Below are 23,705 nucleotides of genomic sequence, written 5' to 3' on the forward strand. Positions count from 1 at the left end.
AGCCTCAGCGGGCGCGGATGGCCGATTTCGGCCGGAACGCCTTGCAGACCGAGTCGTCCGTCTCGAGGTAGGGCCCGCCGATCAGGTCGATGCAGTAGGGCACGGCCGCGAAGATGCCCGGCACCACCTGCACGCCCTCGGTGTCCTTCAGCCCTTCGAGCGTCTCGGCGATCGACTTCGGCTGGCCGGGCAGGTTGATGATCAGGCTCCTGTCGCGGATCACCGCCACCTGGCGCGAGAGGATCGCGGTGGGCACGAAGCGCAGGCTGATCTGGCGCATCTGCTCGCCGAAACCCGGCATTTCCTTGTGTGCCACGGCCAGCGTGGCCTCGGGTGTCACGTCGCGCAGGGCGGGGCCGGTGCCGCCGGTGGTCAGCACCAGCGAACAGCCGGCGTCGACCAGCTCGATCAGCGTGGCGCTGATGCGTTCGGCCTCGTCCGGAATGAGGCGGGGTTCGAACTCGATCGGGTTCTTCAGCGCCCGGCCCAGCCATTCCTTCAGCGAGGGCAGGCCCTTGTCTTCGTAGGTGCCGCTGGAGGCGCGGTCGCTGATGGAGACGATGCCGATGCGCACCGGGTCGAAGGAACCTTCGCTCATGCGTCTTCTTCCCTGTCCTGCGCGGCGGCAGCGGCGGCATGGTCGGCGCCGCCGTGGATCGCCAGCTGGGCGCGCACCACCTGGAACACTTCGCGATAAGCCTTGCCCTGGCGGGGCGCTTCGCCGGCGGGGCCGGCCTTCATGTCCTTGCGGGCCTGGCGCACCAGGGCGCGCAGCTGCTGGGCGTCGGTGGCGGGGTGGGTTTCGATCCAGCCGCCGAGGGCGTCGTCGTCGGCAATCAGCCGGTCGCGCCAGCGCTCGGCCTCGTGCAGGGCGGCGACTTCGGCTGCGGGCACGGTGTTCTGCTCGGTCAGGGCCTGTTTCACGGCCTCCAGTACTTCGGGCTCCAGCTTGCGCATGAGCTTGCCGATGAACTGCATCTGGCGGCGCTTGCCCTCGAAATTGGTGATCCGCTTGGCCTCGGCGAGGGCTTCGACCAGCTTTTCGTCGAGCTGGAGCGCGTCGAACAGGCCGGCGCGCAGGGTGAGCAGCTCGGCGCCCAGCTTCTGCAGCTCTTCGCTTTCGCGCTTCAGGTCGGTGCGGCTGGCGTCGTCGGAGCCCTTGAGCTCGCGCTTGAGCTCGAGGTCGAGCTCGCTGCCTTCGGCCACGAAATGGCCGCGGACGTAATAGCCTTTTTTGGGTTTGCGGGACATGGGATGGATTCTGGGCCGCGCCGTGCAGCGTTGCAACGCGCGGCGGGAAGCTGGGGAAAACCGGAAATGGGGGGCGCAAGTATCATAGCCACCACATGACGACATCCTCCTCGCGCGCCGATTCCGGCTTCGCCTACAGCCGCTCCTTCTTCGAAAACCTGGTCGACACGGCCCTGGCGCACGCCAAGCGGCTGGGCGCCACCGACGCCGGGGCCGAGGCCTCCGAGGGCTGCGGCCTGAGCGTCTCGGTGCGCAAGGGCGAACTGGAAAACGTCGAGCGCAACCGCGACAAGTCGCTGGGCGTCACGGTCTACGTGGGCCACCGCCGCGGCAACGCCAGCACCTCCGACTTCTCCGAGGCGGCCATCGCCCAGACGGTGCAGGCGGCCTACGACATCGCCCGTTTCACCGCAGAAGACCCCGTGAGCGGCCTGCCGGACGAGGCGGACATCGCCAAGGAATACCCCGAGCTCGATCTGTTCCATCCCTGGGACGTGACCAGTGAGCAGGCCGCGAAGCTGGCCCTCGAGTGCGAAGAAGCGGCCCTTTCGACCGACAAGCGCATCACCAACAGCGAAGGCGCGGGCGTCTCGGCCCAGCAGAGCCATTTCTTCAGCGCCCACACGCATGGTTTCCGGGGCGGCTATGCCAGCTCCCGGCACTCCATCTCGGTGGCGCCCATCGCCGGCAAGGGCGACGACATGCAGCGCGACGCCTGGTACAGCTCCATGCGCTCCGCGGACGAGCTGGCCAGCCCGCAGGCCGTTGGCCGCTATGCCGCCGAGCGGGCGCTCAGCCGCCTGAAGTCGCGCAAGATCAAGACCACCGAATGCCCGGTGCTGTTCGAGTCGCCGCTGGCCGTGGGCCTGCTGGGCTCGCTGGTGCAGGCCGTGAGCGGCGGGTCGCTGTACCGCAAGAGCACCTTCCTGCTCGATTCGCTGGGCAAGCCGGTGCTGCCCGCGCACGTCGACGTGGCCGAAGACCCGCACCTGCAGCGCGGCAAGGGCAGCGCTCCCTTCGACGACGAAGGCGTGACCACCCGGGCGCGCAAGGTGGTCGACGCCGGCCGCCTCGAGGGCTACTTTCTCTCGACCTACTCGGCCCGCAAGCTGGGCATGAAGACCACCGGCAACGCCGGCGGCTCGCACAACCTGACGCTGAGCTCGCGCCTGACGAAGCACACCGACGACCTCGACGCCATGCTCGCCAAGCTGGGCACCGGTCTCTTCGTCATCGAGCTGATGGGGCAGGGCGTGAACTACGTGACCGGCGACTACTCGCGCGGCGCCAGCGGCTTCTGGGTCGAGAAGGGCAAGATCGCCTTTCCGGTGCAGGAGATCACCATCGCCGGCAATCTCAAGGACATGCTGCTGGGTATTGAAGCCATCGGGGCGGATGCCTACACTTTCGGCGCCAAGACCACCGGATCGGTCCTGGTGAACCGCATGAAGGTCGCCGGCGCCTGAAGGCTGCGCCACCGGCCTGCGCGCGAGGGGCTTGTCGAACCATGAGACATAACGCGGCGCGAAAACCGGAACTCGAGCACGAACTGATGCGCGACCCGAGGCTCGGCTTCGAGCCGGCGGGCGGCAGTTCGGTGCGCTGCCTGCAGCACGGCGTGCCCTGGCCCTTCGACTGCTGGCACTACCACGACGAATACGAGCTGCAGTGCATCAACCGCAGCAGCGGCGACGCCTTCGTCGGCGACCACATCGGGCACTTCGAGCCCGGCTATGTGGCGCTGGTGGGGGCCAGGCTGCCCCACACCTGGATCTCGCACGACGTGCCGCCCGAGGGCATCGCCGAGCGCAGCATGGTCATCCACTTCCGCGACGAGCCGTTGCGCAAGGGCACCGACCTCTTCCCCGAGCTGAAGGCTGTGCTGCCGATGCTCGACCGGGCGAAGCTGGGCATCGAGTTCTTCGGCATCGGCGACCTGGTGCGCGAGCGTTTCCAGCGAGTGCAGGGCCAGGAGGGCATGGCGCGGCTCTCGGCCTTCATCGGCCTGCTGCACGAACTGGCCCGATGGCCAGACTGGCGGCAGATTTCGAGCACGGCGGAGCCCGTGGCCGAGGATCCGAGCGTCAACACGCGCATGCGCCGCGTACTCGACTATCTCGACCGGCACTTGACCGAGGAACTCTCGCTGCCGGCCGTGTGCGCCGTGGCCAACATGGCCGAGAGCAGCTTCTCGCGCTGGTTCCACCGGCACATGGGCGCCACCTTCACCGACTTCGTCACGCGGCTGCGCGTGGCCAAGGCCTGCGAGATGCTGCAGAAGTCCGACCGGCTGGTGAGCGACATCTGCTACGAGGTGGGCTTCGCGAATCTCGCCAACTTCAACCGCCGCTTCCTGCAGCTCAAGGGCATGACGCCCTCGGCCTACCGGCAGCAGGCGCAGGACCGCTTCGGGCTGCGCACCGCGCAGAACACGCCGCTCGCCACCACGGACTGAGCTGCTGCCGAGGCTTCAGGAGACCGTGTCCTGCGGCGTCAGGTGCCGTGTCAGTGCCCAGAACGCCAGCGCTGCGCCGCTGACGAGGGCCCCGGCAATGCAGACGCCGTTCCAGCCCGCATGGGCGTACACCATCGTCGAGGCCATCGACCCGGTGGCCGAGCCGACGGAATAGAAGATCATGTACCCGGCCGTCAGCCGGCTCTGCGCCTCGGGGCGCACGCGGTAGATGAGGCTCTGGTTGGCCACGTGCACCGACTGCAGCCCGAAGTCGATGACGACCACGCCGGCCACCATCGCCCAGATGGACCACGGCAGCATCGCGATGAGCGGCCACGACAGCAGCATCGCGCTCAGGCCGATGAAGGTGGTGCGCTGCGCGCGGCCACGATCGGCCTGGCGGCCGGCGCGCGCGGCACCCAGGGCCCCGGCCGCGCCCGCGAGGCCGAAAAGACCCACCTGCGTGTGCGACAGCGAGAAGGGCGGGGCGGTCAGCGGCAGCACCATCGGCGTCAGCATCATGGTGATGGCCATGAAGATCAGCATCGCGAGCACGGCGCGGATGCGCAGCACCGGCTCCTGCGCGAAGAGCGCGAACACCGAACGGATCAGCTGCGCGTAGGAGATGCCCGGCGCGGGCCGCGTGCGGCTCGGCAGCACCATCCACAGCAGTCCCGAGACGACCAGCGTGGCCGCCGCCGACGCCAGGTACACCGAGCGCCAGCCGAAGAGATCCGACAGCGTGCCCGAGACCGCCCGCGCCAGCAGGATGCCGATGATGATGCCGCTGGTGACCGTGCCCACCACGCGGCCGCGTTCGCCCGGCGCGGCCATGCTCGCGGCGTAGGCGACCAGCACCTGCGTCACGACCGCCAGCACGCCCATGGCGGCCATTGCCGGCAGCAGCACCGCAGCGCCCGGCGCGAGCGCCACGGCCAGCAGCGCGGCCACCGACAGCAGCGACTGTCCGACGATCAGCCGCCGCCGGTCGACGAGGTCGCCCAGCGGAACCACCAGCAGCAGCCCCAGCCCGTAGCCGATCTGCGTGATGGTGATGACCACGCCGACCGTCGCGGGCCGGATGCCGAAGGTGTGCGACAGCGTGTCCAGCAGCGGCTGGGCGTAGTAGACGTTGGCCACCGCGAGTCCGCAGGCGACTGCGAACAGCAGCGCCAGCGCGCCCGATATCGACGGCGTGGGGCACGGCCGTGCCCCCGCCGCATCGGCGTTCAGTTCCATGGCGGCTCTCCTCAGGCGTTCAGCGCGTCGTGGAAACGCTCGATGTGGGTGGCGATCGCCTCGCCGAGCTCCTCGAGCGCGAAATGGCCGGTGTCGAGCAGCTTGAAGTCGACTTGCCGCAGATCGCGCTGGTAGGGGTAGGCGCCCGAGGGCGGAAAGATCACGTCGTTGGCGCCCCAGACGATCAGCGTCGGCGGCTGGTGCTGCCTGAAGTACGCCTGCCAGGCGGGGTAGAGCGACAGGTTGCTGCCGTAGTCGTACAGCAGCGCCGCCATCGCGTCCTTGTTGCCGGGGCGTGCCAGCAGGGCGCGCTGCAGCAGCCAGCTGTCGGGGTCGATGCGTTCCACGTCCTTCATGCCGTGGGTGTAGTTCCACGCCAGGGCTTCGTCGGACATGGCGGCCTCGCGGATGCGCGCGTAGTTGGCGGGCGACGGGTCGCGCCACAGCTCGCGCGCCAGTCCCCAGAAGCTGTCGGGCAAGCCTTCCTCGTAGGCGTTGGCGTTCTGCACGACCAGGAAGTCCACCTTCTCCGGATTGCGGTTGGCCAGGCGAAAGCCCACCGGGCCGCCGAAGTCCTGCATGTAGAGGCCGTAGCGATCGAGACCTAGCTGCTGCGTGAGCTTGCCCACGATGTCGGCCAGATGGTCGAAGGTGTAGCTGAACTCCACGACCGAGGGCGCATCGCTGTGCCCGAAGCCGGGGTAGTCCGGCGCGATGACGTGGAAGCGATGCGCGAGCCGCTCGATCAGCCCGCGATACATGAAGGACGAGGCCGGAAAGCCGTGCAGCAGGAGCAGGGCGGGCCGTGCCGGGTCGCCTGCCTCGCGATAGAAGATCTTCAGGCCGTCGATGGTGGTGGTGCGGTAGTGGGTCATGGCGGTGCGGCGGGGTGCCGGTTCTGGTTTCAAAAGAAGACCGGTCGGATTCTATCGATCTGGTTTTACATTGCAACCGATATGGCGTGCCCGGCACCTGGTACGAATCTGCCTCCGGCAAAACCCCAAGCAGGCTGGTCATCAAAATACCAGTGCCCCGGCTCGCGTGTACGCGGCGCCGCGCCGCCGCTGCCTACGCTTCGTCCCACCTGTTTCCGCCGCGATTCCCCGGCAATCCACGACAGGCTCAAAGGAGACAAAAGCGATGGCTGTTCAAGAAAACCGGCGCCGGCTGAAGGGCTGCGCGATGCTGCTGGCGGCGCTGGCCGCATGGGGCGGCGCGGCCCAGGCCCAGCAGGTCTGCAAGGAGGATCTGCGCGTCCTGTCCCAGCCCCGTGACGGGCTGACCCTGCTCGAGAAGTACAAGGACGAGTTCAAGGCCCTCAGCGGCGCCTCGTTCAACATCGACAACCTCAACGAGAACGACCGCCGCACCAAGACCCGCGCGGACGCCTCCACGGTGGGCAAGTACCACGTGTACTACGTCGACGAGGCGAACGTGCCGCTGTTCGCCCAGTCGAAGTGGATCGTGCCGCTGGCGAAGTACTACCCCGCCGACTACGACTACGCCGATTTCGACCCCGGCCGCCAGAAGGTCGCCACCTTCGACGGCCAGGTCTGGTTCGCGCCGCTCACCGGCGGCGGCGACCTGCTGGTCTACCGCAAGGACCTGCTCGAGAAGGCCGGCATCAAGCCGCCGACCACGCTCGACGAGTTCGTCGCCGCGGCGAAGAAGCTCAACGATCCGGCCAACGGCGTCTACGGCGTGGCGCTGCGCGGCCAGCGCGGCTCGGGCGCCAACGTGTGGCGCTGGATGCCGTTCTTCCGCGGCTACGGCGGCCAGTGGTTCGAGGGCGACAAGCCCGTGTTCGATTCGGCCGCCGCGGTGAAGGCCACGCAGACCTACCTCGAGCTGTTCAAGTACTCGGCGCCCGGCACCAAGACCGGCGGCTGGGACGAGTCCACCGGCGCCTTCCTGGCCGGCAAGGTGGCGATGCTGGTCGAGTCGACCCCGCTGGCGGGCAATGCACTCGACCCGAAGATGTCGACCGTGATCGGCAAGGTCGCCTACCTGCCGCCGCCCACGCCGCTGACCGGCGGCGGCTACGGCCATGGCCTGGCCATCGGCGCCAAGGCCAACAAGACCGAGGAGGCGAAGAAGTGCGCGGGCCTGTTCGTCGCCTGGGCCACTTCCAAGAAGCAGGAGCAGCGCCGCCTCGCGGAAGGCCAGTTCGGCGAGCTCAACCGCACCAGCGTGCTCTCGAGTCCCGAGTTCGCCAAGCGCTACGGCGCCGACCTCGGCAAGGCGCTGGCCGACACCGGCAAGGTCACGGCCGTGAACTTCTGGCAGGACCCGGCCTGGCCCGACCTCGGCGACCGCTGGGGGATCATCCTCGAAGAGCTGATCACCGGATCGCGTACCGACATCAAGGCCGGCCTCGACGAACTCGACGGCTACGCGAAGCAACTGGTCGCGCGGCGCAAGAAGTAATGACGCTCAGGGAGAAGAAAAAGAAGACGACGAGGCTGCCACTCGTCTTCATCGGGCCCGGCCTGCTGGTGCTTGCAGTGCTGGCGCTGGTGCCCACCCTTTTCGCGATCGGCATCTCGCTGCAGGACCGCGAGCTGGGCCAGGCCGACACGGCCTGGGTCTGGCTGTCGAACTACACCCAGCTCTTTTCCGACCGGCGCTTCCTCAACTCGGTGCGCGTGTCGCTGGTGTGGGAGGTGCTGACGGTCAGCGCCACCATGGGCCTTGCGGTGCTGCTGGGCGTGCTGATGTTCCAGTGCACCACCGCGCGCTGGCGCAACGTGCTGTCGATGCTGTTCATCGTGCCGGTGCTGCTGCCGCGCGTGTCGGCCGCCTTCGTGTGGAAGTTCGCCTTCCATCCGCTCTTCGGCCTGCTGACCTGGCCGTACAAGGCCATCACCGGCGAGCCGCTCGACCTGCTGGCCAACCCGCTCACCGCGCTGCTTACCGTGGCTTTCGTCGACGTGTGGCAGTGGGGCCTCTTCTTCGCCGTCATCGTGCTCAAGCTGCTCGAGACCCTGCCGCCGCAGCCCTTCGAGGCCGCGCGCATGGACCACGCGAAGACCTGGGAGGTCTACGCCTACGTGGCGCTGCCCATGCTCAAGGCGCCGCTGGTGAGCCTGTGCTTCGTGAAGATGGTGGAGTCGCTGCGCGCCTTCGACCTCATCTACGTGATGACCCGCGGCGGCCCTGGCATCTCGACCGAGACGCTGGACATGTACGCCTTCTCGCAGGGCTTCATCGAGTCGGGCCGCATCTCGTATGCCTCGGGCATGGCGGTGCTGATGATGATCGCCTCGACCGTGGCCTTCACCTACATCTGGAAATGGACGCGGCCGAAATGAGCGCTGCTGCAAAGAAGAAGTTCTCCGTCGGCACGCTGCTAGCGCGGCTGATGCTGATCCTGGCCGGCCTCTCGGCGCTGGTGCCGGTGCTGTGGACCTTTCTCAACTCGTTCAAGAACCGGGTCGACATCGTCTCGGCGGTGCCCAAGTTCTTCTTCACGCCCACGCTGGAGAACTACGTCTACGTGCTCAGCCGCGAGGCGGTGGCGCAGGGGCTGCTGAATTCCGTCGTGGTGGTGGGCTCGGCGGTGATCGCCGGCGCGGTGCTCGGGCTGCCCGCGGCCTATGCGCTCGCGCGCTATCCGCTGCGCTGGGCCAACGACATCCAGTTCTTCGTGCTCTCCATGCGCTTCCTGCCGCCGGTGGCGGTGGCCATTCCGCTGATGGTGATCTGGCTGCAGCTGGAGCTGTACGACACGCGCATCGCGCTCGTCGTCACCTACACGCTGCTCACGCTCTCCACCGTGATCTGGCTCGCCATTCCCGCCTTCAAGGCGGTGCCCAAGGAAGTGGAGGAGGCCGGCCGCGTCGACGGCTACGGCCCCTACGCGATCTTCTTCAAGGTGGCGCTGCCGATCGCCGCGCGCTCGCTGATCGGTGCCATCGCCTTCGGCTTCGTGCTGGTGTGGAACGAGTTCCTCATCGCGCTGATGCTCACCACCTCGGACGCCAAGACGCTGCCCATCGTGGCCTCTGAGCTGAGCCAGCTCGGGCGCGACGTGCCCTGGGGCATCCTGAACGCGTCCGTCATCCTGCTCTCGCTGCCGCCGCTGCTCATGGTCGGCGTGCTCAGCGGTTTTCTCAACGCGGCGTTCAAGCGCAGGCGCGACGCGGCATGAGCCCCGAGCCGATCCCTCTTTCCCGGAACAACGAAATGTCCGCAATCAGCTGTCACAAGATCATCAAGCGGTACGGCGACACGCAGGTCGTCCACCAGTTCGACCTCGACGTGTCCGACAACGAGTTCGTCGTGTTCCTCGGCCCCTCGGGCTGCGGCAAGTCGACCATCCTGCGCATGCTCGCGGGCCTGGAGGACATCTCCGACGGCGATCTCATGATCGGCGGCCAGCGCGTGAACGACCTGCCGCCGCAGGATCGCGGCATCGCCATGGTGTTCCAGAACTACGCGCTCTATCCGCACATGAGCGTGCGCGACAACATCGCCTTCGGCCTCAAGCGGCTGAAGGTGCCCAAGGCCGAGATCGACGCGCGCATCAAGGAGGTGTCGGACACGCTGGGGCTGGAGCGCTACCTGCAGCGCAAGCCCACCGAGCTCTCGGGCGGGCAGCAGCAGCGCGTGGCGATCGCGCGGGCGATGATCAAGACGCCCAAGGTTTTCCTCTTCGACGAGCCGCTGTCGAACCTCGACGCCAAGCTGCGCAACCACATGCGCATCGAGATCGCCCGGCTGCACCAGGCGCTGAAGACCACCACCGTTTACGTGACCCACGACCAGCACGAAGCGATGACGCTGGCCGACCGCATCGTGCTGCTGCGCGACGGGCGCATCGAGCAGGTCGGCTCGCCGCGCGAGATCTTCGAGCGGCCGCGCTCGGCCTTCGTGGCCGGCTTCATCGGCACGCCACCGATGAACCTGGTGGAGATGAGCGTGCGCGACGCCGGCGGCCATTTCGAGCTGGCGGGCCGCGAGGGCACGGTGCGCGTGGACCCGCGGCGCTTCGCGCTGGAAGGCCGCGAGCGCGTGACGCTGGGCATCCGGCCGGCGCACCTGCAGGTCGATACGCAGGACGGCCGCGATGGTGGCTTCGTCGGCGAAGTGCAGCTCGTCGAATATCTCGGCAACGAGGTGCTGGTGAGCTTCGGCCAGGGCGGCGGCGAGGTTGCCGCGCTCATGCCCTCCGCGCTACGCCCGGAGCTGCGCGAGTGCGTGCGCTTCGTGGCCGACCCGGCGCAGGTGCACCTGTTCGACATCGATTCGGGCGCCTCGCTGCTGCGTGCCGAAGCCTCATTGCATTGACGACACACCGACAACACCACGACAACACTCCTGCAAGGACTCAAAGAGATGAAAGCACTGGTTCTGGAAAAGGCGCACGAGCTCAGGCTGCGCGACGTCGAGATTCCCCTGGACATGGGGCCGCGCGACGTGAAGATCCGCATGCACACCGTGGGCGTGTGCGGCAGCGACGTTCACTACTACCAGCACGGCGGCATCGGCCCCTACGTGGTGGAAGACCCGATGGTCCTCGGCCATGAAGCCTCCGGCATCGTGGCCGAGGTGGGCGCCGAGGTCACGCACCTGAAGCCTGGCGACCGCGTGTGCATGGAGCCCGGCATCCCTGCCGCGGATTCGCGCGCCACGCTCGAGGGCATCTACAACCTCGACCCGGCCGTGCGCTTCTGGGCCACGCCGCCCATCCACGGCTGCCTCACGCCCTACGTGGTGCACCCGGCGGCCTTCACCTTCAGGCTGCCCGACAACGTGAGCTTCGGCGAGGGCGCCATCGTCGAGCCCCTGTCGATCGGCCTGCAGGCGGCGAAGAAGGCCGCGCTGAAGCCGGGCGACGTGGCAGTGGTCGTCGGCGCGGGCACCATCGGCGCGATGACGGCGCTGGCGGCGCTCGCCGGTGGCGCGGCGCGCGTGATCCTCGCCGACCTCGTGCCCGAGAAGCTGGCGCTGTTCAAGGACAACCCGGCGGTCACGACGATCGACGTGCGCAGCACCAACCTCGCCGAGGCCGTGAAGTCGCTGACAGACGGCTGGGGCGCCAACGTGGTCTTCGAAGCCAGCGGCAGCGCGCGCGCCTTCGAGGGCATCGTCGACCTGCTGTGCCCCGGCGGCTGCCTGGTGCTGGTGGGCATGCCCGGCGGCAAGGTGCCGATGGACATCGTCGCGATCCAGTCGAAGGAAGTGCGCATCGAGTCGGTGTTCCGCTACGCCAACATCTTCCCGCGCGCGCTGGCGCTGATCGCCTCGGGGCAGGTCGACGTGAAGCCCTTCATCTCGCGCACCTTCGCTTTCGAAGATGGCGTGCGGGCCTTCGAGGAAGCCGCGGCGGGGCGCGCGGGCGACGTGAAGATCCAGATCGAGTTTCCGCAGGGCGCCGAAGCCTGACGCATTCCTGAAGCCCCGCTCCGGCAGCCGCCGGGGCAAGGGGAAATGCCGGGGGGCGCGGCTCGCGTGCGCGGCTACAGTGGCCGGGTTTTGCCACCCGGAGACCGCGAGCCGATGCCCCTGCAGTTTCGCAACGTAGTCCTCACAGGCGCCTGCGGCGGCCTGGGCCAGGCACTGGCGCGCGAGCTGATCGAGGGTGGCGCGCAGGTCGCGCTGGCGGGGCTCGACGCAGGAAGGCTCGAGGCGCTTGCCGCGCTGGCGCCCGGGCGCTGCGCGGTCTACACGCCCGACGTGTCGAACGGGCAGCAGATGCAGGCGCTGGCCGCCGACTGGATGGCCAGGGCCGGCGTGCCCGACCTTGTGATCGCCAATGCCGGCGTCGCGGGCGGCTACGACACCTCGCAGGCCGACGACCTCGCCGTGTTCCGCCGCATGCTCGAGATCAACCTGCTGGGTGCGGCCACCACCTTCCAGCCTTTCCTGAACGCGATGCGCGGGCAGCGGCGCGGCTCGATCGTCGGCGTGGCCAGCATCGCGGGCTGGCGCGGCATGCCGGGCAACGGCGCCTACTGCGCGAGCAAGGCCGGCCTGATCCGCTACCTGGAGAGCCTGCGCGCCGAACTGCGCGAATCCGGGCTGGGCGTGCACACCGTGAGCCCCGGCTACATCCGCACCGCGCTTACGGCCGGCAACCGTTTCGCGATGCCGGGGCTGCTGGAGGCCGACGACGCCGCGCATCGGCTGCTGGCCGCCGTGGCGGCGGGGCGCGAGAAGATCGTGCTGCCGCGCCGCATCGGCTGGCTCTCGAAGGCGCTCGACTTGCTGCCCGAGTCATTGCACGACCGCCTGCTGCGCGGCCAGCCGCGCAAGCCGCGCGTGGGCGAGGCGGGCGCCACTGCCATTCCCGGCCTTTCTTCCGGTCTGTCTTCCGATCTCCCGAAGGAGCCTCCGTCCCGATGACGACGTCCAACGCCGCCGCAGTACCGACCCATGAACAGATCGCGCTGATCGGCGCGGGCCCCTCCGGCCTTGCCGGCGCGCGCAACCTGCAGAAGCACGGCGTGCCGTTCCAGGGCTTCGAGGCGCATGGCGACGTGGGCGGGCTTTGGGACATCTCCAACCCGCGCTCCACCGTCTACCACTCGGCGCACCTGATATCGAGCAAGCGCACCACCGAGTTCACGGAATTCCCGATGGCCGACACGGTGGCCGACTACCCGAGCCACCGCGAGTTGCGCCGCTACTTCAGCGACTTCGCGGACCGCTTCGGACTGCGCGAGCACTTCCGCTTCAACACGCGCGTGCTGCGCGTCGAGCCGGTGAGCGATGCGCCCGACACGCGCTGGCTCGTGACCACCGAGGACGGCGAGGGCAGCGTCGAGACGGCAGAGTACAGGGGCGTGGTCATCGCCAACGGCACGCTCGCAGAGCCCAAGCGGCCCAGCTTCGACGGCAACTTCGAGGGCGAGCTGCTGCACACCAGCGACTACAAGCACCCGGAGCTCTTCAAGGACAAGCGCGTGCTGATCGTCGGCGCGGGCAACTCGGGCTGCGACATCGCCGTGGATGCCGTGCACTACGCCAGGAGCGTCGACATCTCGGTGCGGCGCGGCTACTACTTCGTGCCCAAGTACGTGTTCGGCAAGCCGGCCGACACGCTGGGCGGCAAGCGGCCGCTGCCGCCGTGGCTCAAGCAGCGCATCGACTCGACGGTGCTCAAGTGGTTCACCGGCGACCCGGTGCGCTTCGGCTTTCCGAAACCCGACTACCGGATGTACGAGTCGCACCCCATCGTGAACTCGCTGGTGCTGCACCACGTGGGCCACGGCGACATCGGCGTGCGCGCCGACATCGCGCGGCTCGACGGGCGCACGGTGCACTTCAGGGACGGCGGCGCGCGCGACTACGACCTGATCCTCGCGGCCACCGGCTACGCGCTGCACTACCCGTTCATCGACCGCGAGCTGCTGAACTGGCAGGGCATGGCGCCGCGGCTTTACCTCAACATCTTCTCGCCGCGCTTCGAGAACATCGCGGTGCTCGGGATGATCGAGGCCAGTGGCATCGGTTGGCAGGGCCGCTACGAGCAGGCCGAGCTGGTGGCGCGCTACTTCCGTGCGCAGGCGGGCGGTTCGCCCAAGGCTGGCGTGCTGCGTGCCGCGGCGCAAGGTCCGGCGCCCGACCTGTCGGGCGGCTTCAAGTACCTGCAGCTGGAACGCATGGCGTACTACGTGCACAAGGACACCTACCGCGCGGCCGTGCGCAACGCGGCCGCGGCGCTGGCCGACCCCGCCTGAAGACCAAGAAAGAAGGAGGCCCCGCGCATGCTGCCCGTCGACGAGATACGCCTGCACTTCAACCCGGCCTCGCTGGTGCTGCTCAACGTGGTGCTGGGCTTTTTGATGTTCGGCATCGCGCTGGACACGCGCATCGAGGACTTCAAGCGCGTGGCGCGCATGCCCGGCGCCATGGCCGTGGGCATCGGCGCGCAGTTCATCGTGCTGCCGGCCGTGACTTACGTGCTCACGCTGATCCTCAAGCCAGGCCCGAGCATCGCGCTGGGCATGATCCTGGTGGCCTGCTGCCCGCCGGGGAACATCTCGCAGATCCTCACGCACCGGGCGCGCGGCAACGTGGCGCTGTCGGTGTCGATGACGGCGATCTCGAACGCTATCTCCATCGTGGTGATGCCCCTGAACTTCGCGTTCTGGGGCGGGCTGCATCCGACGGCCTCGGCGCTCTTGAAGACCATCGCGCTCGATCCGCTGGACATGCTGGGGCACATCGTGGCGATCATCGGCATTCCCTTCGTGCTGGGCGTGGCCTGCGCGCACAGGTTTCCGGCGCTCACGGCGCGCATCAAGAAGCCGGTGGGGGTGCTGAGCTTCGCCGCACTGATCGTGTTCATCATCGGTGCCATCGCGGGCAACTGGCGCTTCTTCCTCGACTACGTGGGGCTGGTGCTGATGGCGGTGGTGATCCACGACGCGCTGGCCTTCGGCACCGGCTACCTGTGCGCGCGGCTCTCGGGGCTGGGCGACTACGACCGGCGCGCGGTGTCCATCGAGGTGGGCATCCGCAACTCGGGACTCGGACTGGTGCTGATATTCAGCTTCTTCGGCGGGCTCGGCGGCATGGCCGTGGTGGCGGGCGTGTGGGGCTTCTGGGACATCATCGCCGGCCTCGCGCTGGCGAGCTGGTGGGGGCGCAAGCCTGTGAAGCCATGAGTGGCGGCGAAGGAATCGTTGCGCGCCGCGTGCTGGTGACCGGGGCCGATGGCTTCCTGGGACGCAGTCTGCTCGCCGCACTGGCGCAGCAAGGCACGTTGGAAGCGCTGGTCGCGGTCGACGTGCGCGAGGTGCCGGCGGACCGGCGGCTGATGGGCGTGACCTACCGGCAGCTGGACGTGCGCGACTCGCGCATCTCAGAGACCATTGCCGACCATGCAATCGACACCGTCGTGCATCTCGCTTCCATCGTCACGCCGGGCAAGGATTCGAACCGCGCCTTCGAGCATTCCGTGGACGTGGGCGGCACGCGCAACGTGCTCGATGCCTGCGTGGCGCAGGGTGTGCGGCACATCGCGGTGTCGTCCAGCGGCGCGGCCTACGGCTACCACGCGGACAACCCGGCGTGGATCACCGAGTCGCAGCCGCTGCGCGGCAACGTGGTGTTCGCCTATGCGGACCACAAGCGGCAGGTGGAGGAGATGCTGGCCGAATGCCGCGAACGGCATCCGGCGCTGGCGCAGACGGTGCTGCGCATCGGCACCATCCTCGGCGAGCGGGTGGACAACCAGATCACGGCGCTGTTCGAGAAGAAGCGGCTCATCGCCATCCGCGGCAGCGCGAGTCCGTTCGTGTTCGTGTGGGACGAGGACGTGACCGGCGCCATCGCGCATGCGCTCGGCGGCGCGCCGCCCGGCTGCTACAACCTTGCGGGCGACGGCGCACTGGCCATCCACGAGATCGCCTCGAGGCTCGGCAAGCGCGCCACCGACTGGCCGGCCGGCGTGCTGAAGACGGCACTGGCGGTGGGCTCTGCGCTGGGCGTGAGCCGCTATGGGCCGGAGCAGCTGGACTTTCTGCGCTACAGGCCGGTGCTGCTCAACACCGCGCTGAAGGATCGCTTCGGCTATGTGCCGCGCAAGACCAGCAGCGAGGCCTTCGACGCCTTCGTGGCGGCGCGGGCGCGGCTGGGGCGGCCCGTCACTGCTTCTTCCTGACTTCTTCCGGCGGCGGCGCGACCAGGTACTCGAGCATGCGCCGGGCGTTGAGCGGCAGGTCTTCCGACGAGCGCACGCAGGCCATCAGCGTTCGCTCGGCCCAGGCGTCGGCGAGCGAGGCGCGCGCGATCTTCATCGAGCGGGCGCAGCGCTCTGCCGCGGTCTGCGGCACGATGCCCACGCCGATGCCGTACTCGACCATGCGGCACACCGCCTCGAAATTGCGCACGCGCACCCGGTAGGCGAGGTGCTTGCCGAGGGCGCGCACGTGCTGGGTGATCAGCAGCTGCAGCGCGCTGTCGGCGGGCAGGCCGACGAACTCGCTGTCGACCACTTCGGCCAGCCGGAGGCGACGGCGGCTGGCCAGTGCATGGCCCCTCGGCATGACCAGTACTAGGTCGTCACGGCGGAAGGGATGGCATTCGAGGCCCTCGCTGTCGATGGCGTCGGAGACGATGCCTATGTCGCACAGGCCTGCGCGCAGCGCCTCCACCGTGTCGGGGCTGGGGCGCTCTTCCAGGTCGACCGAGATGCGCGGGTGCTCCGCGAGAAAGCGGCTCAGCACCTCGGGCAGGTGCTCGGTCAGCGCCGAGGTGCCGCACATGAAGCGCACATGGCCCTTGAGGCCCTGGCCGTACTCGCCGAGTTCGCCGCGCAGCCGCTCCATCTGCTGCAGCACGACGCGCGCATGGTGCAGCAGCGTCCGGCCGGCCTCGGTGGGGCGCACGCCCTGCGCGTGGCGGGTGAGCAGGGGGCTGCCGAGGGCGTCCTCCATGCCGCGCACGCGCTGGCTGGCGGAGGCCAGCGTCATGTGCGAGCGGCCGGCGCCGGCGGTGAGGCTGCCGGCCTCGACGACGTGGATGAAGAGCCGCAGGTCGGTGAGATCGAAGCGCATGGTGGGCGGAGTGTGCACCAGGAGCCTCAGTCCCAGCCTGAGGCCGGCTGCGCGAATGCCGCATTTCAGGGCGCGGGCTTCATCGGCAGACTCGGCCGCGATGACAGCCATGCAACCCCCCGACACGATGATCTTCTGGGCCGCCGCCACGGCCGTGTACCTGCTGGCCGGGGTGATCAAGGGCGTGGTCGGCCTCGGGCTGCCGACGGTGTCGATGGGACTGCTCGCGCTGTGGATGTCGCCGGCGCAGGCCGCGGCGCTGCTGATCGTGCCTTCGCTGGTCACCAACATCTGGCAGACCGGGCCGCGCGCGACCTTCATGCCGGTGCTGCGGCGCATCGGCGGCATGCAGGCGGGAGTGGTGGTCGGCACGCTGGGTGGCGCGCTCTGGCTGGGCGTACCGGCCGGGGCATGGGCGACGGTGGCGCTCGGCGTGGCGCTAATCGTCTATGCGGTCTGGGGACTGACCGGGCGGCAGTTGCATGTGACCGATGCACAGGCGCGCTGGGTGGGACCTGTGGTGGGCGTCGTCACCGGGCTGGTCACGGCGGTGACGGGGGTGTTCGCAGTGCCGGCGGTGCCTTATCTGCAGGCGCTGGGGTTCCAGCGGGATTCGCTGATCCAGGCGATGGGGATCTCGTTCACCACCTCGACTGTGGTGCTGGCCATCGGGCTGGCCGGGAACGGGGGCTATCCGATGTCGGTGATCGGAGGATCGGTTGCGATGCTGGCGCCGGCCATCGGCGGCATGGTGCTCGGGACCTGGCTGCGCAAGAGGCTGTCGGTGGCGGTGTTCAAGCGCTGCTTCCTGATCGGGCTGGCGCTGCTGGGCCTGTACATGGCCGTGCGGGCGGCCGGGGTGTGACGGCGGCGTTTCAGGCCGCGAGCAGCAGGGCCGAGCGCACGCGCTCGATGGTCTGGCGATAGGGCAGGGCGAAGTCGTCGAGCGGATCGCCGGCTTCGAGCCAGCTGAAGAGGAACACCAGGCCTTCTTCCTCGGGGCTGCCGGTCGCGGTGTGGGTGAAGCTCTCGGGCAGCTCGCCCTCGGCGCGCATCAGGAACAGGTGCCACAGCTGCGGATGGCGGTGCGTGTTGCCTTCGACGCCGGCTTCGCATTCGCGGTCCAGCGTGCCCAGCGACTGCAGCTCTCCGGCGAAGTCGATGCCCGATTCCTCGAGCAGCTCGCGGCGCACGGCGAGTTCGGGTGACTCGCCGGGCTCGATGGTGCCCTTGGGAAGCTGCATGTTGCCGTCCTCGGGATGGCGGAACACCAGCAGCCGGCCCCGGGCATCGACCAGGCAGGCGCAGGCCTTGGGGATGGTGACGCTCGGGCTGCCGGCGTTCATGCTCAGGCGCCCGTCAGAGCGGCCTTGACCGCTGCGCTGACCTGGCCCATGTCGGCCTTGCCGGCCAGGCGGGTCTTGACCACGCCCATCACCTTGCCCATGTCGCCGGGGCCGCTGGCGCCCAGCTCGGCCACGATCGCCTTCACTTCGGCGGCGACTTCATCGGCGCCCATGCGCTGGGGCAGGTAGACCTCCAGCACCTTGATCTCGGCGGCTTCCTTGTCGGCGAGGTCGGTGCGGCCGCCGGTGGTGAAGGCGGCGATGGAATCCTTGCGCTGCTTGACCATCTTGTCGACGATGGCGACGACCATGGCGTCGTCGAGCTCCACGCGCTCGTCGACTTCCTTCTGCTTCATGGCGGCCAGCAGCAGGCGGATGGTGGCCAGGCGCTCTGATTCCTTGGCGCGCATCGCCGTCTTCATGTCTTCGGTGATCTGTTCTTTGATAGTCATTCGGCAACCTTTCGGAAAAAACAAAAGCCGCGGCAGGTTTCCCTGGCGCGGCTGAGGCAACGGAGCGGCTGTGCGGACTTTCGTCTGGCGCCTGCCGCCCGGGGCGTTGCTTAGTACAGCTTCTTGGGCAGCTGCATGCTGCGCACGCGCTTGTAGTGGCGCTTGACCGCGGCTGCCTTCTTGCGCTTGCGCTCGGCGGTCGGCTTTTCGTAGAACTCGCGGGCACGCAGGTCGGTCAGCAGGCCGAGCTTTTCGATGGTGCGCTTGAAACGGCGCAGTGCGACGTCGAAGGGCTCGTTTTCTTTAACGCGGATGGTGGTCATTGATGAATCGTTGAAATGAATTTGGCCTGGAGAGATCGAGGCCCCAAGCCGGGGTTCCTCAACTGAAAAACATTGCGGCCGTTGAGGTAAGGCCAAGAGTTAGCCCGCGATTATAGCGCGTTTGCACACGCATGGGCGCTCGCCCAGGCCCACTGGAAGTTGTATCCGCCTAGCCAGCCCGTCACATCGACCACTTCGCCGATGAAATACAGGCCCGGCTGCTTCGACTCCATGGTCTGGGACGACAGGTCGCGGGTGTCGACGCCGCCGGCCGTGACCTCGGCCTTCTTGTAGCCCTCGGTGCCGCTCGGGACGATCTGCCAGCGGGCGATGCGCTCGGACAGGGCCGCCAGCGCCTTGTCGGCCGCCTCGTTCACCGGCCGCTGCAGTGCCGGGTCCTGCCCGACCCAGGCGTCCGCCAGCCGCGAAGGCACCAGTGTGGCCAGTTCGTTGGCGATGCGTTTCTTCGACCGCAACTTGGCTTCGCCCAGTGACTCGGCCACGTTGACGCCCGGGGCGAAATCGAGCGTCAGCGGGGCGCCGGGCTTCCAGTAGCTCGAAATCTGCAGCACCGCCGGGCCCGAAAGGCCCCGGTGGGTGAAGAGCAGGTCTTCGAGGAAGGCCGTCTTCTCCTTCTTGGAGCCGGTCTCGATGCGCACCGGCAGCGCCAGCCCGGCCAGTTCGGCGTATGGCGCCCAGGCGTCGCCACCGAAGGTCAGCGGCACCAGCGCGGGGCGGGGCGCGACCATCCGCAGGCCGAACTGCTCGGCGATGCGGTAGCCGAAGTCGCTGGCGCCGATCTGCGGGATCGACAGACCGCCGGTGGCGACGACGATCTTCGGCGTCTCGATCGGTCCCCGGATGCTCTCGATTCGATAGCTGCCAGAGCCCGCCCCGTCTGCGCTGGAGGCGGAAAACGCGATGCTCCCGATCCTGCACGGCTGCCACCGCTCGACCCCGCCCGCCGCGCACTCGGCCAGCAGCATGTCGACGATCTGCTGCGAGGAGCCGTCGCAGAAAAGCTGCCCCTTGTGCTTCTCGTGGAAGGCGATGCCGTGCTTCTGCACCAGCTCGATGAACTGCTGCGGCGCATAGCGCGACAGCGCCGAGCGGCAGAAATTCGGGTTGTCGCCGATGAAGTGGCGCTGCGGCGCGCGCACGTCGAGGTCGCGGTTCGTGAAGTTGGCGCGCCCGCCGCCCGAGATGCGGATCTTCTCGCCCACCTTCTCGCTGTGGTCCACCAGCAGCACCTTCAGGCCTCGCTGGCCCGCCACGCCGGCGCAGAAGAGCCCGGCCGCCCCCGCGCCGATCACGACGACGTCGAAGCGCGACGAAGAGGAGCCAGCCGCGCTCAAGGGCCGTCGGCCGCCAGAATCGGCGGCGGGTTGTATTTCAGGTGGCCGACATAGCGCAGCGGCTGCGTGGCGGCGATGGAGGGCACGTCGCCCTCGCGCATGTGGAGCAGGTCGGCCGGGCTCACCCAGCGCGGGTCGACGTTGGTGATCGGCAGGCCGGCCTGCCTGTAGGCCTCCAGCACGAACTGGGAGCAGAAAAACTGGTCGTCGCGGCTCGCGCCCAGTTGCACCATGGCCATGCCGCTCATGCAGTAGTGGCTCACGGCGGTGGGCATCAGCGGCAGCTCGCACAGGCGGCGGTTCAGCACGAAGGGTGCGTTCAGCAGCACGCCCACGGTGTTGTAGCTGGTGCCGACCTGCGACAGCGCCCATTCGCGCATGCGGGCGGCGCTGGCGTCGTCCACGCCCGGCACGCGGAAGGCCACGACCATCTGTTCCTCGTCGACTACCTCTGCGAGCGGCCGCGCACGCACGCCGGTGCCCACGGCTTCGGCGATCTGGCCGTCGCCCAGGTAAAGCACCGCGTGGCTCACCGGCGAGAAGGTGCCCAGCCGGATGCCGAAGGAGTTCACCGTGGCGATCGAGGTCAGCAGGATGTCGCCCGGCGCCAGCGCGTCGGCGGCGATGAGCTCGCCGCCGTTGCCCGGCGCGATCACCGAACTCTGCACGCGCAGGCGCAGGCCGTTGTCCTTGGTCGGCAGGTCGAGGCGGGTGGCGCAGGCCGAGAGCAGCAGGGCGGCGCCCGCGGCGGCGGCGGCCGCGGCGGTGCGGAAGGCGATGCGCATCAGCCCTTCCAGACGAACGGGAACTTCAGCTGCTTGAAGAAGCCGTTGGGCACGTAGTCGCCCAGCACGCCGTACTTCTCTGGCCAGAGCTTGGTGCTCTTCACGGCCGTGCCGAAGATGTAGTCGAGGAAGGCGTAGTGCGCCGCGTAGTTCTTGTCCAGCGCTTCCTGGTCCTGGCTGTGGTGCCAGTGGTGGAAGTTGGGCGTCACGATCAGGTAGCGCAGCGGGCCGAGCCGCACGCTCACGTTGCAGTGGTTGAAAACCGCCTGGAAGCCCACCACCACGATGTAGGCGTCGATCACGTCCTTGCTGAAGCCCAGCACGTAGATGGGAGCCAGCACCAGCGTGCGCGTGATCAGCAGCTCCAGGATGTGCTGGCGCGAGCCCGCCATCCAGTCCATGCTCTTCACGCTGTGGTGCACCGCGTGCAGGCGCCACAGCACGGGCACCTCGTGGTAGGCGCGGTGCGTCCAGTACTGCACCAGGTCGGCCACCAGGATGATCAGCAGCAGTCCCGCCCAGAACGGCAGGTTGCCCACCCAGCCCCGGATGCCGTCGTTCGCGGCCCAGCCGAAGAGCTTGTGCACCATCAGGTTGGTCGCCAGCAGCACGAAGCCCACGATCATGTGGTTCACCACGAAGTGGTGGAAGTCGGTCTGCCACTCCTCGCGGAACACCGGCTGGTCCTTGCGCAGCGCGAACAGCTTCTCGATGAAGATGAAGATCAGCGAGGAGCCCAGCAGGTCGAGGATGAACCAGTCGAGCCCGATGTATGGCGTGTTGTCCGCGAAGTCGTGCACCGGCACCTTGTGCCCGCCCAGCAGCGCCGAGGCCGCCACGAGCAGGAACGCGGCCGAAGACAGCCAGCGCGAGCGGTTGAAGATGATGTTGACCAGCGAAAGCCCGCCCGAGATGACCAGGGCCGTCAGCAGGATGATGCGCATCACGTCGACGTTGTAGCTCTTGCGCAACTCCGGCGTCGTGAGGTACTGCGGAAAGTGGAAAGCCAGCACGCCCAGAAAGCACAGGATGGCAAGGCTCAGCGCGATGGTCCCCGTGACCAGGCCCTTGCCGCGGCGCAGTTCGCCGTGGCTTTCCGTGAATTCGTTGAGTTTCTCGAGCATTTCCGCCTCTCTCGCTTGTGTTTTTGTCGGGGCGCGATTTTAGGCGGCTGAAGGAAAACGCTCACGCTGGCCGTACGGACCATGCCGTTCGGCCGTGGCCCGCACGGGCCGGGGTCAGGTCCCGAAGCGCCCTGCGTCCAGCGAGGCCGGCACCGTTAGCGCCGCCGCGGCCAGCCCGCGCAGCACGTCGCCCACGACGATCACCGCCGGGCTCGCCAGCCCGGCCTCGGCGATGCCGTCCTGCAGCTTCTCCAGCGTGGTCGCGATGTGTTTCTGGTGCGGCAGGCTCGCGTGCTGGATGACCGCCACCGGCGTGTCGCCCGGCAGGCCTTGCAGAAGTTCGCGCTCGATGTGTGCCACGCCCGACACGCCCATGTAGATCACCAGCGTGAGCCGGGCGTTGTACGCCGTCGCAGCTAGCGCGCGCCAGTCGGTCGGGTCTTCCGCCGCGCCGGCACCGGTCCTGGCGTGGCCGGTGACGAACACCACGCCCTGCGCGTGGTCGCGGTGGGTGAGGGGCACGCCCAGCGTGGTCACTGCCGCGAGGCCTGCGGTGATGCCGTTGACCACCGTGCATTCGATGCCGGCTTCGCGCAGGTGCTCCACCTCTTCGCCGCCGCGGCCGAAGATGAACGGGTCGCCGCCCTTGAGGCGCACCACCGTCTCGCCTTCGCGCACGGCGGTGATCATCAGCCGCTCGATGAAAGCCTGCGGCGTGCTCTTGCAGCCGCCGCGCTTGCCCACGTGCACGATGCGCGCGCCGGGGCGGGCGTAGGCCTGCACGATCTGGTCGTTCACGAGGTCGTCGACCAGCAGCACCGTCGCGGCCTGGATCGCCTTCACGGCCTTGATGGTCAGCAGCTCGGGGTCGCCGGGGCCGGCGCCCACCAGCGTGCATCGGCCGGCGATGAGGGAATTGGTGGTGGGGTTGTCGTTGTTCATGCGTGGGATGCCAATGCCAGTTGCGTGATGTGCCTGACCTGCGTCGCGATGGCCTCCGGCACGGGAAGCTCGCCGGCCAGCACGCGGCGCGTGTAGTCGGCGGTGGTTGCAACGTCGATTTCCTTCGGCAGCCCCGGCACCTCGGATGCGGTGCCGGCCTGCTGCGACTGCAGCTCGGTGCGCACGCCGCGCACGAAGCCGTCGATCTGCGCGGTGCGGCGCGGGTCCGACACCACTTCGCCTTCGAGGCCGCGCGAGAGCAGGGCGGTCATGCCCGTGAGTTCGAAGGTCTCGGCCATGACGCGCGCGTACTCCGGATGCGTGTAGCTGGCCACCACCACGCTCGGGCCCGCGGTGGGCTGCATCAGCTTCACCACGCTGTGGCCGGGGTTGCGCAGGCCGACCACGCGGCGCACGTCGAGCAGGCGCTTGAGCGCGGGGTTCAGCAGTTCGGTGGGCGCAAAGGCCACCTCGCCGCTGGCGACGGGGCGGATGGCCGTCATCGGCGCATGGCCCAGGGCAGCCAGCACGTTCGACGCCAGCACGCGCGAGGTTTCGCTCGCGCTGCCGTGCACCAGTACCGGCAGGCCCTCGCGCGCCAGCAGCAGCGCCAGCAGCGGCGTGAGCACCGGCAGCTTGCGCGCGCCGTTGTAGCTCGGCAGCACGACCAGCGGGCGCTCGCCGGCTGGAATCATGTGGAGCCGCGCATGGGTTGCATCGAGAAAACCGGCCATCTCCTCGGGCGTCTCGCCCTTGATGCGCATGGCCAGGCAGAAGCCGCCGATCTCGAGGTCGGTCACGGTGCCGTCGAGCACCTGGCCGAACAGGTCGGTGGCCTGTTCGCGCGTGAGCGGCTTGGCGCCTCGCGCGCCGCGGCCGATTTCCTTGATGTATTGGCTGATTCCCATGGGTAGGCGGATTGTCCC

At 68.5% G+C, this 23,705-nt stretch carries 25 protein-coding genes; 12 read left to right on the forward strand and 13 right to left on the reverse strand.

Features of this window, described 5'->3' with window-relative positions; genetic code table 11:
- Positions 1-4 precede the first annotated feature (4 nt).
- On the reverse strand, positions 5-598 hold the full coding sequence (mog, locus tag SFB74_RS11825) for a molybdopterin adenylyltransferase (RefSeq protein ID WP_432731007.1): 594 nt from the start codon (positions 596-598) through the stop codon (positions 5-7).
- Positions 595-1,251, reverse strand: a complete 657-nt coding sequence (gene yjgA, locus SFB74_RS11830; RefSeq protein WP_432731008.1) for a ribosome biogenesis factor YjgA — start codon at positions 1,249-1,251, stop codon at positions 595-597. Before yjgA ends, mog begins: the two co-directional genes overlap by 4 nt.
- 95 nt (positions 1,252-1,346) lie before the next feature.
- On the opposite strand from yjgA, the gene pmbA reads away from it, so the two are divergent.
- Complete coding sequence (gene pmbA / locus SFB74_RS11835) at positions 1,347-2,717, forward strand: metalloprotease PmbA (protein ID WP_432731009.1); 1,371 nt, start codon at positions 1,347-1,349, stop codon at positions 2,715-2,717.
- Positions 2,718-2,758: 41 nt separating this feature from the next.
- Positions 2,759-3,706 carry a helix-turn-helix domain-containing protein gene (locus SFB74_RS11840; protein ID WP_432731010.1) on the forward strand — a complete coding sequence of 316 codons (948 nt, stop codon included), beginning with the start codon at positions 2,759-2,761 and terminating at the stop codon, positions 3,704-3,706.
- Positions 3,707-3,721: 15 nt separating this feature from the next.
- Here SFB74_RS11840 and SFB74_RS11845 read toward each other — a convergent pair whose 3' ends face one another.
- Together SFB74_RS11845 and SFB74_RS11850 are read right to left on the reverse strand one after the other, a co-directional pair.
- Positions 3,722-4,945, reverse strand: a complete 1,224-nt coding sequence (locus SFB74_RS11845) for an MFS transporter (protein ID WP_432731011.1) — start codon at positions 4,943-4,945, stop codon at positions 3,722-3,724.
- Positions 4,946-4,956: 11 nt separating this feature from the next.
- A complete protein-coding gene (locus SFB74_RS11850; RefSeq protein ID WP_432731012.1) occupies positions 4,957-5,820 on the reverse strand; it encodes an alpha/beta fold hydrolase in 864 nt (287 codons plus the stop codon).
- A gap of 265 nt (positions 5,821-6,085) precedes the next feature.
- Between SFB74_RS11850 and SFB74_RS11855 the strand changes: the two genes are divergently transcribed.
- From SFB74_RS11855 to SFB74_RS11895, 9 genes are all read left to right on the forward strand, one after another.
- Positions 6,086-7,372 (forward strand): ABC transporter substrate-binding protein, encoded by a 1,287-nt coding sequence (locus tag SFB74_RS11855; protein ID WP_432731013.1) that lies wholly within the window; start codon positions 6,086-6,088, stop codon positions 7,370-7,372.
- On the forward strand, positions 7,372-8,256 hold the full coding sequence (locus tag SFB74_RS11860) for a carbohydrate ABC transporter permease (protein WP_432731014.1): 885 nt from the start codon (positions 7,372-7,374) through the stop codon (positions 8,254-8,256). The genes SFB74_RS11855 and SFB74_RS11860 overlap by 1 nt, the downstream gene beginning before the upstream one ends.
- Positions 8,253-9,095: a carbohydrate ABC transporter permease gene (locus SFB74_RS11865; RefSeq protein WP_432731015.1), complete on the forward strand. Its 843-nt coding sequence runs from the start codon at positions 8,253-8,255 to the stop codon at positions 9,093-9,095. The genes SFB74_RS11860 and SFB74_RS11865 overlap by 4 nt, the downstream gene beginning before the upstream one ends.
- Before the next feature lie 35 nt (positions 9,096-9,130).
- On the forward strand, positions 9,131-10,234 hold the full coding sequence (locus SFB74_RS11870; RefSeq protein ID WP_432731016.1) for an ABC transporter ATP-binding protein: 1,104 nt from the start codon (positions 9,131-9,133) through the stop codon (positions 10,232-10,234).
- A 48-nt stretch (positions 10,235-10,282) separates the two neighbouring features.
- Positions 10,283-11,332, forward strand: a complete 1,050-nt coding sequence (locus SFB74_RS11875) for an NAD(P)-dependent alcohol dehydrogenase (protein ID WP_432731017.1) — start codon at positions 10,283-10,285, stop codon at positions 11,330-11,332.
- Between the two features lie 114 nt (positions 11,333-11,446).
- Positions 11,447-12,292 carry an SDR family oxidoreductase gene (locus tag SFB74_RS11880; RefSeq protein ID WP_432731018.1) on the forward strand — a complete coding sequence of 282 codons (846 nt, stop codon included), beginning with the start codon at positions 11,447-11,449 and terminating at the stop codon, positions 12,290-12,292.
- Positions 12,289-13,629: a flavin-containing monooxygenase gene (locus SFB74_RS11885; protein WP_432731019.1), complete on the forward strand. Its 1,341-nt coding sequence runs from the start codon at positions 12,289-12,291 to the stop codon at positions 13,627-13,629. The genes SFB74_RS11880 and SFB74_RS11885 overlap by 4 nt, the downstream gene beginning before the upstream one ends.
- Before the next feature lie 27 nt (positions 13,630-13,656).
- Positions 13,657-14,559 carry a bile acid:sodium symporter family protein gene (locus tag SFB74_RS11890; protein ID WP_432731020.1) on the forward strand — a complete coding sequence of 301 codons (903 nt, stop codon included), beginning with the start codon at positions 13,657-13,659 and terminating at the stop codon, positions 14,557-14,559.
- Complete coding sequence (locus SFB74_RS11895; protein WP_432731021.1) at positions 14,556-15,557, forward strand: SDR family oxidoreductase; 1,002 nt, start codon at positions 14,556-14,558, stop codon at positions 15,555-15,557. Before SFB74_RS11890 ends, SFB74_RS11895 begins: the two co-directional genes overlap by 4 nt.
- On the opposite strand, the gene SFB74_RS11900 is transcribed toward SFB74_RS11895, so the two are convergent.
- Positions 15,541-16,452 (reverse strand): LysR family transcriptional regulator, encoded by a 912-nt coding sequence (locus SFB74_RS11900; RefSeq protein ID WP_432731924.1) that lies wholly within the window; start codon positions 16,450-16,452, stop codon positions 15,541-15,543. The genes SFB74_RS11895 and SFB74_RS11900 overlap by 17 nt on opposite strands.
- 109 nt (positions 16,453-16,561) lie before the next feature.
- Here SFB74_RS11900 and SFB74_RS11905 point away from each other — a divergent pair, with 109 nt between their 5' ends.
- Positions 16,562-17,317 (forward strand): sulfite exporter TauE/SafE family protein, encoded by a 756-nt coding sequence (locus tag SFB74_RS11905; protein ID WP_432731022.1) that lies wholly within the window; start codon positions 16,562-16,564, stop codon positions 17,315-17,317.
- A 10-nt stretch (positions 17,318-17,327) separates the two neighbouring features.
- On the opposite strand, the gene SFB74_RS11910 is transcribed toward SFB74_RS11905, so the two are convergent.
- From SFB74_RS11910 to ybiB, 8 genes are all read right to left on the reverse strand, one after another.
- A complete protein-coding gene (locus tag SFB74_RS11910; protein WP_432731023.1) occupies positions 17,328-17,798 on the reverse strand; it encodes an NUDIX domain-containing protein in 471 nt (156 codons plus the stop codon).
- A gap of 2 nt (positions 17,799-17,800) precedes the next feature.
- Positions 17,801-18,250: a GatB/YqeY domain-containing protein gene (locus tag SFB74_RS11915; protein WP_432731024.1), complete on the reverse strand. Its 450-nt coding sequence runs from the start codon at positions 18,248-18,250 to the stop codon at positions 17,801-17,803.
- 110 nt (positions 18,251-18,360) lie between these two features.
- Entirely contained in the window at positions 18,361-18,573 is a 213-nt protein-coding gene (gene rpsU / locus SFB74_RS11920; RefSeq protein WP_007833691.1) for a 30S ribosomal protein S21, read from the reverse strand.
- Positions 18,574-18,683: 110 nt separating this feature from the next.
- A complete protein-coding gene (locus SFB74_RS11925; protein WP_432731025.1) occupies positions 18,684-19,928 on the reverse strand; it encodes an NAD(P)/FAD-dependent oxidoreductase in 1,245 nt (414 codons plus the stop codon).
- Complete coding sequence (locus tag SFB74_RS11930) at positions 19,925-20,713, reverse strand: YaeF family permuted papain-like enzyme (protein WP_432731026.1); 789 nt, start codon at positions 20,711-20,713, stop codon at positions 19,925-19,927. The genes SFB74_RS11925 and SFB74_RS11930 overlap by 4 nt, the downstream gene beginning before the upstream one ends.
- Positions 20,713-21,837 carry a sterol desaturase family protein gene (locus SFB74_RS11935; RefSeq protein WP_432731027.1) on the reverse strand — a complete coding sequence of 375 codons (1,125 nt, stop codon included), beginning with the start codon at positions 21,835-21,837 and terminating at the stop codon, positions 20,713-20,715. Before SFB74_RS11935 ends, SFB74_RS11930 begins: the two co-directional genes overlap by 1 nt.
- 114 nt (positions 21,838-21,951) lie before the next feature.
- Positions 21,952-22,779, reverse strand: a complete 828-nt coding sequence (gene cobA / locus SFB74_RS11940; RefSeq protein WP_432731028.1) for a uroporphyrinogen-III C-methyltransferase — start codon at positions 22,777-22,779, stop codon at positions 21,952-21,954.
- Complete coding sequence (ybiB, locus tag SFB74_RS11945) at positions 22,776-23,687, reverse strand: DNA-binding protein YbiB (protein WP_432731029.1); 912 nt, start codon at positions 23,685-23,687, stop codon at positions 22,776-22,778. Before ybiB ends, cobA begins: the two co-directional genes overlap by 4 nt.
- Between the last annotated feature and the right edge of the window lie 18 nt (positions 23,688-23,705).

This window comes from Variovorax xiamenensis (genome assembly GCF_050916385.1).
GTDB lineage: Bacteria > Pseudomonadota > Gammaproteobacteria > Burkholderiales > Burkholderiaceae_C > Variovorax.

Coding starts and splice junctions, on each gene's coding strand:
- mog (WP_432731007.1), bottom strand. CDS start 598: ATGAGCGAAGGTTCCTTCGACCCGGTGCGCATCGGCATCGTCTCCATC.
- yjgA (WP_432731008.1), bottom strand. CDS start 1,251: ATGTCCCGCAAACCCAAAAAAGGCTATTACGTCCGCGGCCATTTCGTG.
- pmbA (WP_432731009.1), top strand. CDS start 1,347: ATGACGACATCCTCCTCGCGCGCCGATTCCGGCTTCGCCTACAGCCGC.
- SFB74_RS11840 (WP_432731010.1), top strand. CDS start 2,759: ATGAGACATAACGCGGCGCGAAAACCGGAACTCGAGCACGAACTGATG.
- SFB74_RS11845 (WP_432731011.1), bottom strand. CDS start 4,945: ATGGAACTGAACGCCGATGCGGCGGGGGCACGGCCGTGCCCCACGCCG.
- SFB74_RS11850 (WP_432731012.1), bottom strand. CDS start 5,820: ATGACCCACTACCGCACCACCACCATCGACGGCCTGAAGATCTTCTAT.
- SFB74_RS11855 (WP_432731013.1), top strand. CDS start 6,086: ATGGCTGTTCAAGAAAACCGGCGCCGGCTGAAGGGCTGCGCGATGCTG.
- SFB74_RS11860 (WP_432731014.1), top strand. CDS start 7,372: ATGACGCTCAGGGAGAAGAAAAAGAAGACGACGAGGCTGCCACTCGTC.
- SFB74_RS11865 (WP_432731015.1), top strand. CDS start 8,253: ATGAGCGCTGCTGCAAAGAAGAAGTTCTCCGTCGGCACGCTGCTAGCG.
- SFB74_RS11870 (WP_432731016.1), top strand. CDS start 9,131: ATGTCCGCAATCAGCTGTCACAAGATCATCAAGCGGTACGGCGACACG.
- SFB74_RS11875 (WP_432731017.1), top strand. CDS start 10,283: ATGAAAGCACTGGTTCTGGAAAAGGCGCACGAGCTCAGGCTGCGCGAC.
- SFB74_RS11880 (WP_432731018.1), top strand. CDS start 11,447: ATGCCCCTGCAGTTTCGCAACGTAGTCCTCACAGGCGCCTGCGGCGGC.
- SFB74_RS11885 (WP_432731019.1), top strand. CDS start 12,289: ATGACGACGTCCAACGCCGCCGCAGTACCGACCCATGAACAGATCGCG.
- SFB74_RS11890 (WP_432731020.1), top strand. CDS start 13,657: ATGCTGCCCGTCGACGAGATACGCCTGCACTTCAACCCGGCCTCGCTG.
- SFB74_RS11895 (WP_432731021.1), top strand. CDS start 14,556: ATGAGTGGCGGCGAAGGAATCGTTGCGCGCCGCGTGCTGGTGACCGGG.
- SFB74_RS11900 (WP_432731924.1), bottom strand. CDS start 16,452: ATGCGCTTCGATCTCACCGACCTGCGGCTCTTCATCCACGTCGTCGAG.
- SFB74_RS11905 (WP_432731022.1), top strand. CDS start 16,562: ATGCAACCCCCCGACACGATGATCTTCTGGGCCGCCGCCACGGCCGTG.
- SFB74_RS11910 (WP_432731023.1), bottom strand. CDS start 17,798: ATGAACGCCGGCAGCCCGAGCGTCACCATCCCCAAGGCCTGCGCCTGC.
- SFB74_RS11915 (WP_432731024.1), bottom strand. CDS start 18,250: ATGACTATCAAAGAACAGATCACCGAAGACATGAAGACGGCGATGCGC.
- rpsU (WP_007833691.1), bottom strand. CDS start 18,573: ATGACCACCATCCGCGTTAAAGAAAACGAGCCCTTCGACGTCGCACTG.
- SFB74_RS11930 (WP_432731026.1), bottom strand. CDS start 20,713: ATGCGCATCGCCTTCCGCACCGCCGCGGCCGCCGCCGCCGCGGGCGCC.
- SFB74_RS11935 (WP_432731027.1), bottom strand. CDS start 21,837: ATGCTCGAGAAACTCAACGAATTCACGGAAAGCCACGGCGAACTGCGC.
- cobA (WP_432731028.1), bottom strand. CDS start 22,779: ATGAACAACGACAACCCCACCACCAATTCCCTCATCGCCGGCCGATGC.
- ybiB (WP_432731029.1), bottom strand. CDS start 23,687: ATGGGAATCAGCCAATACATCAAGGAAATCGGCCGCGGCGCGCGAGGC.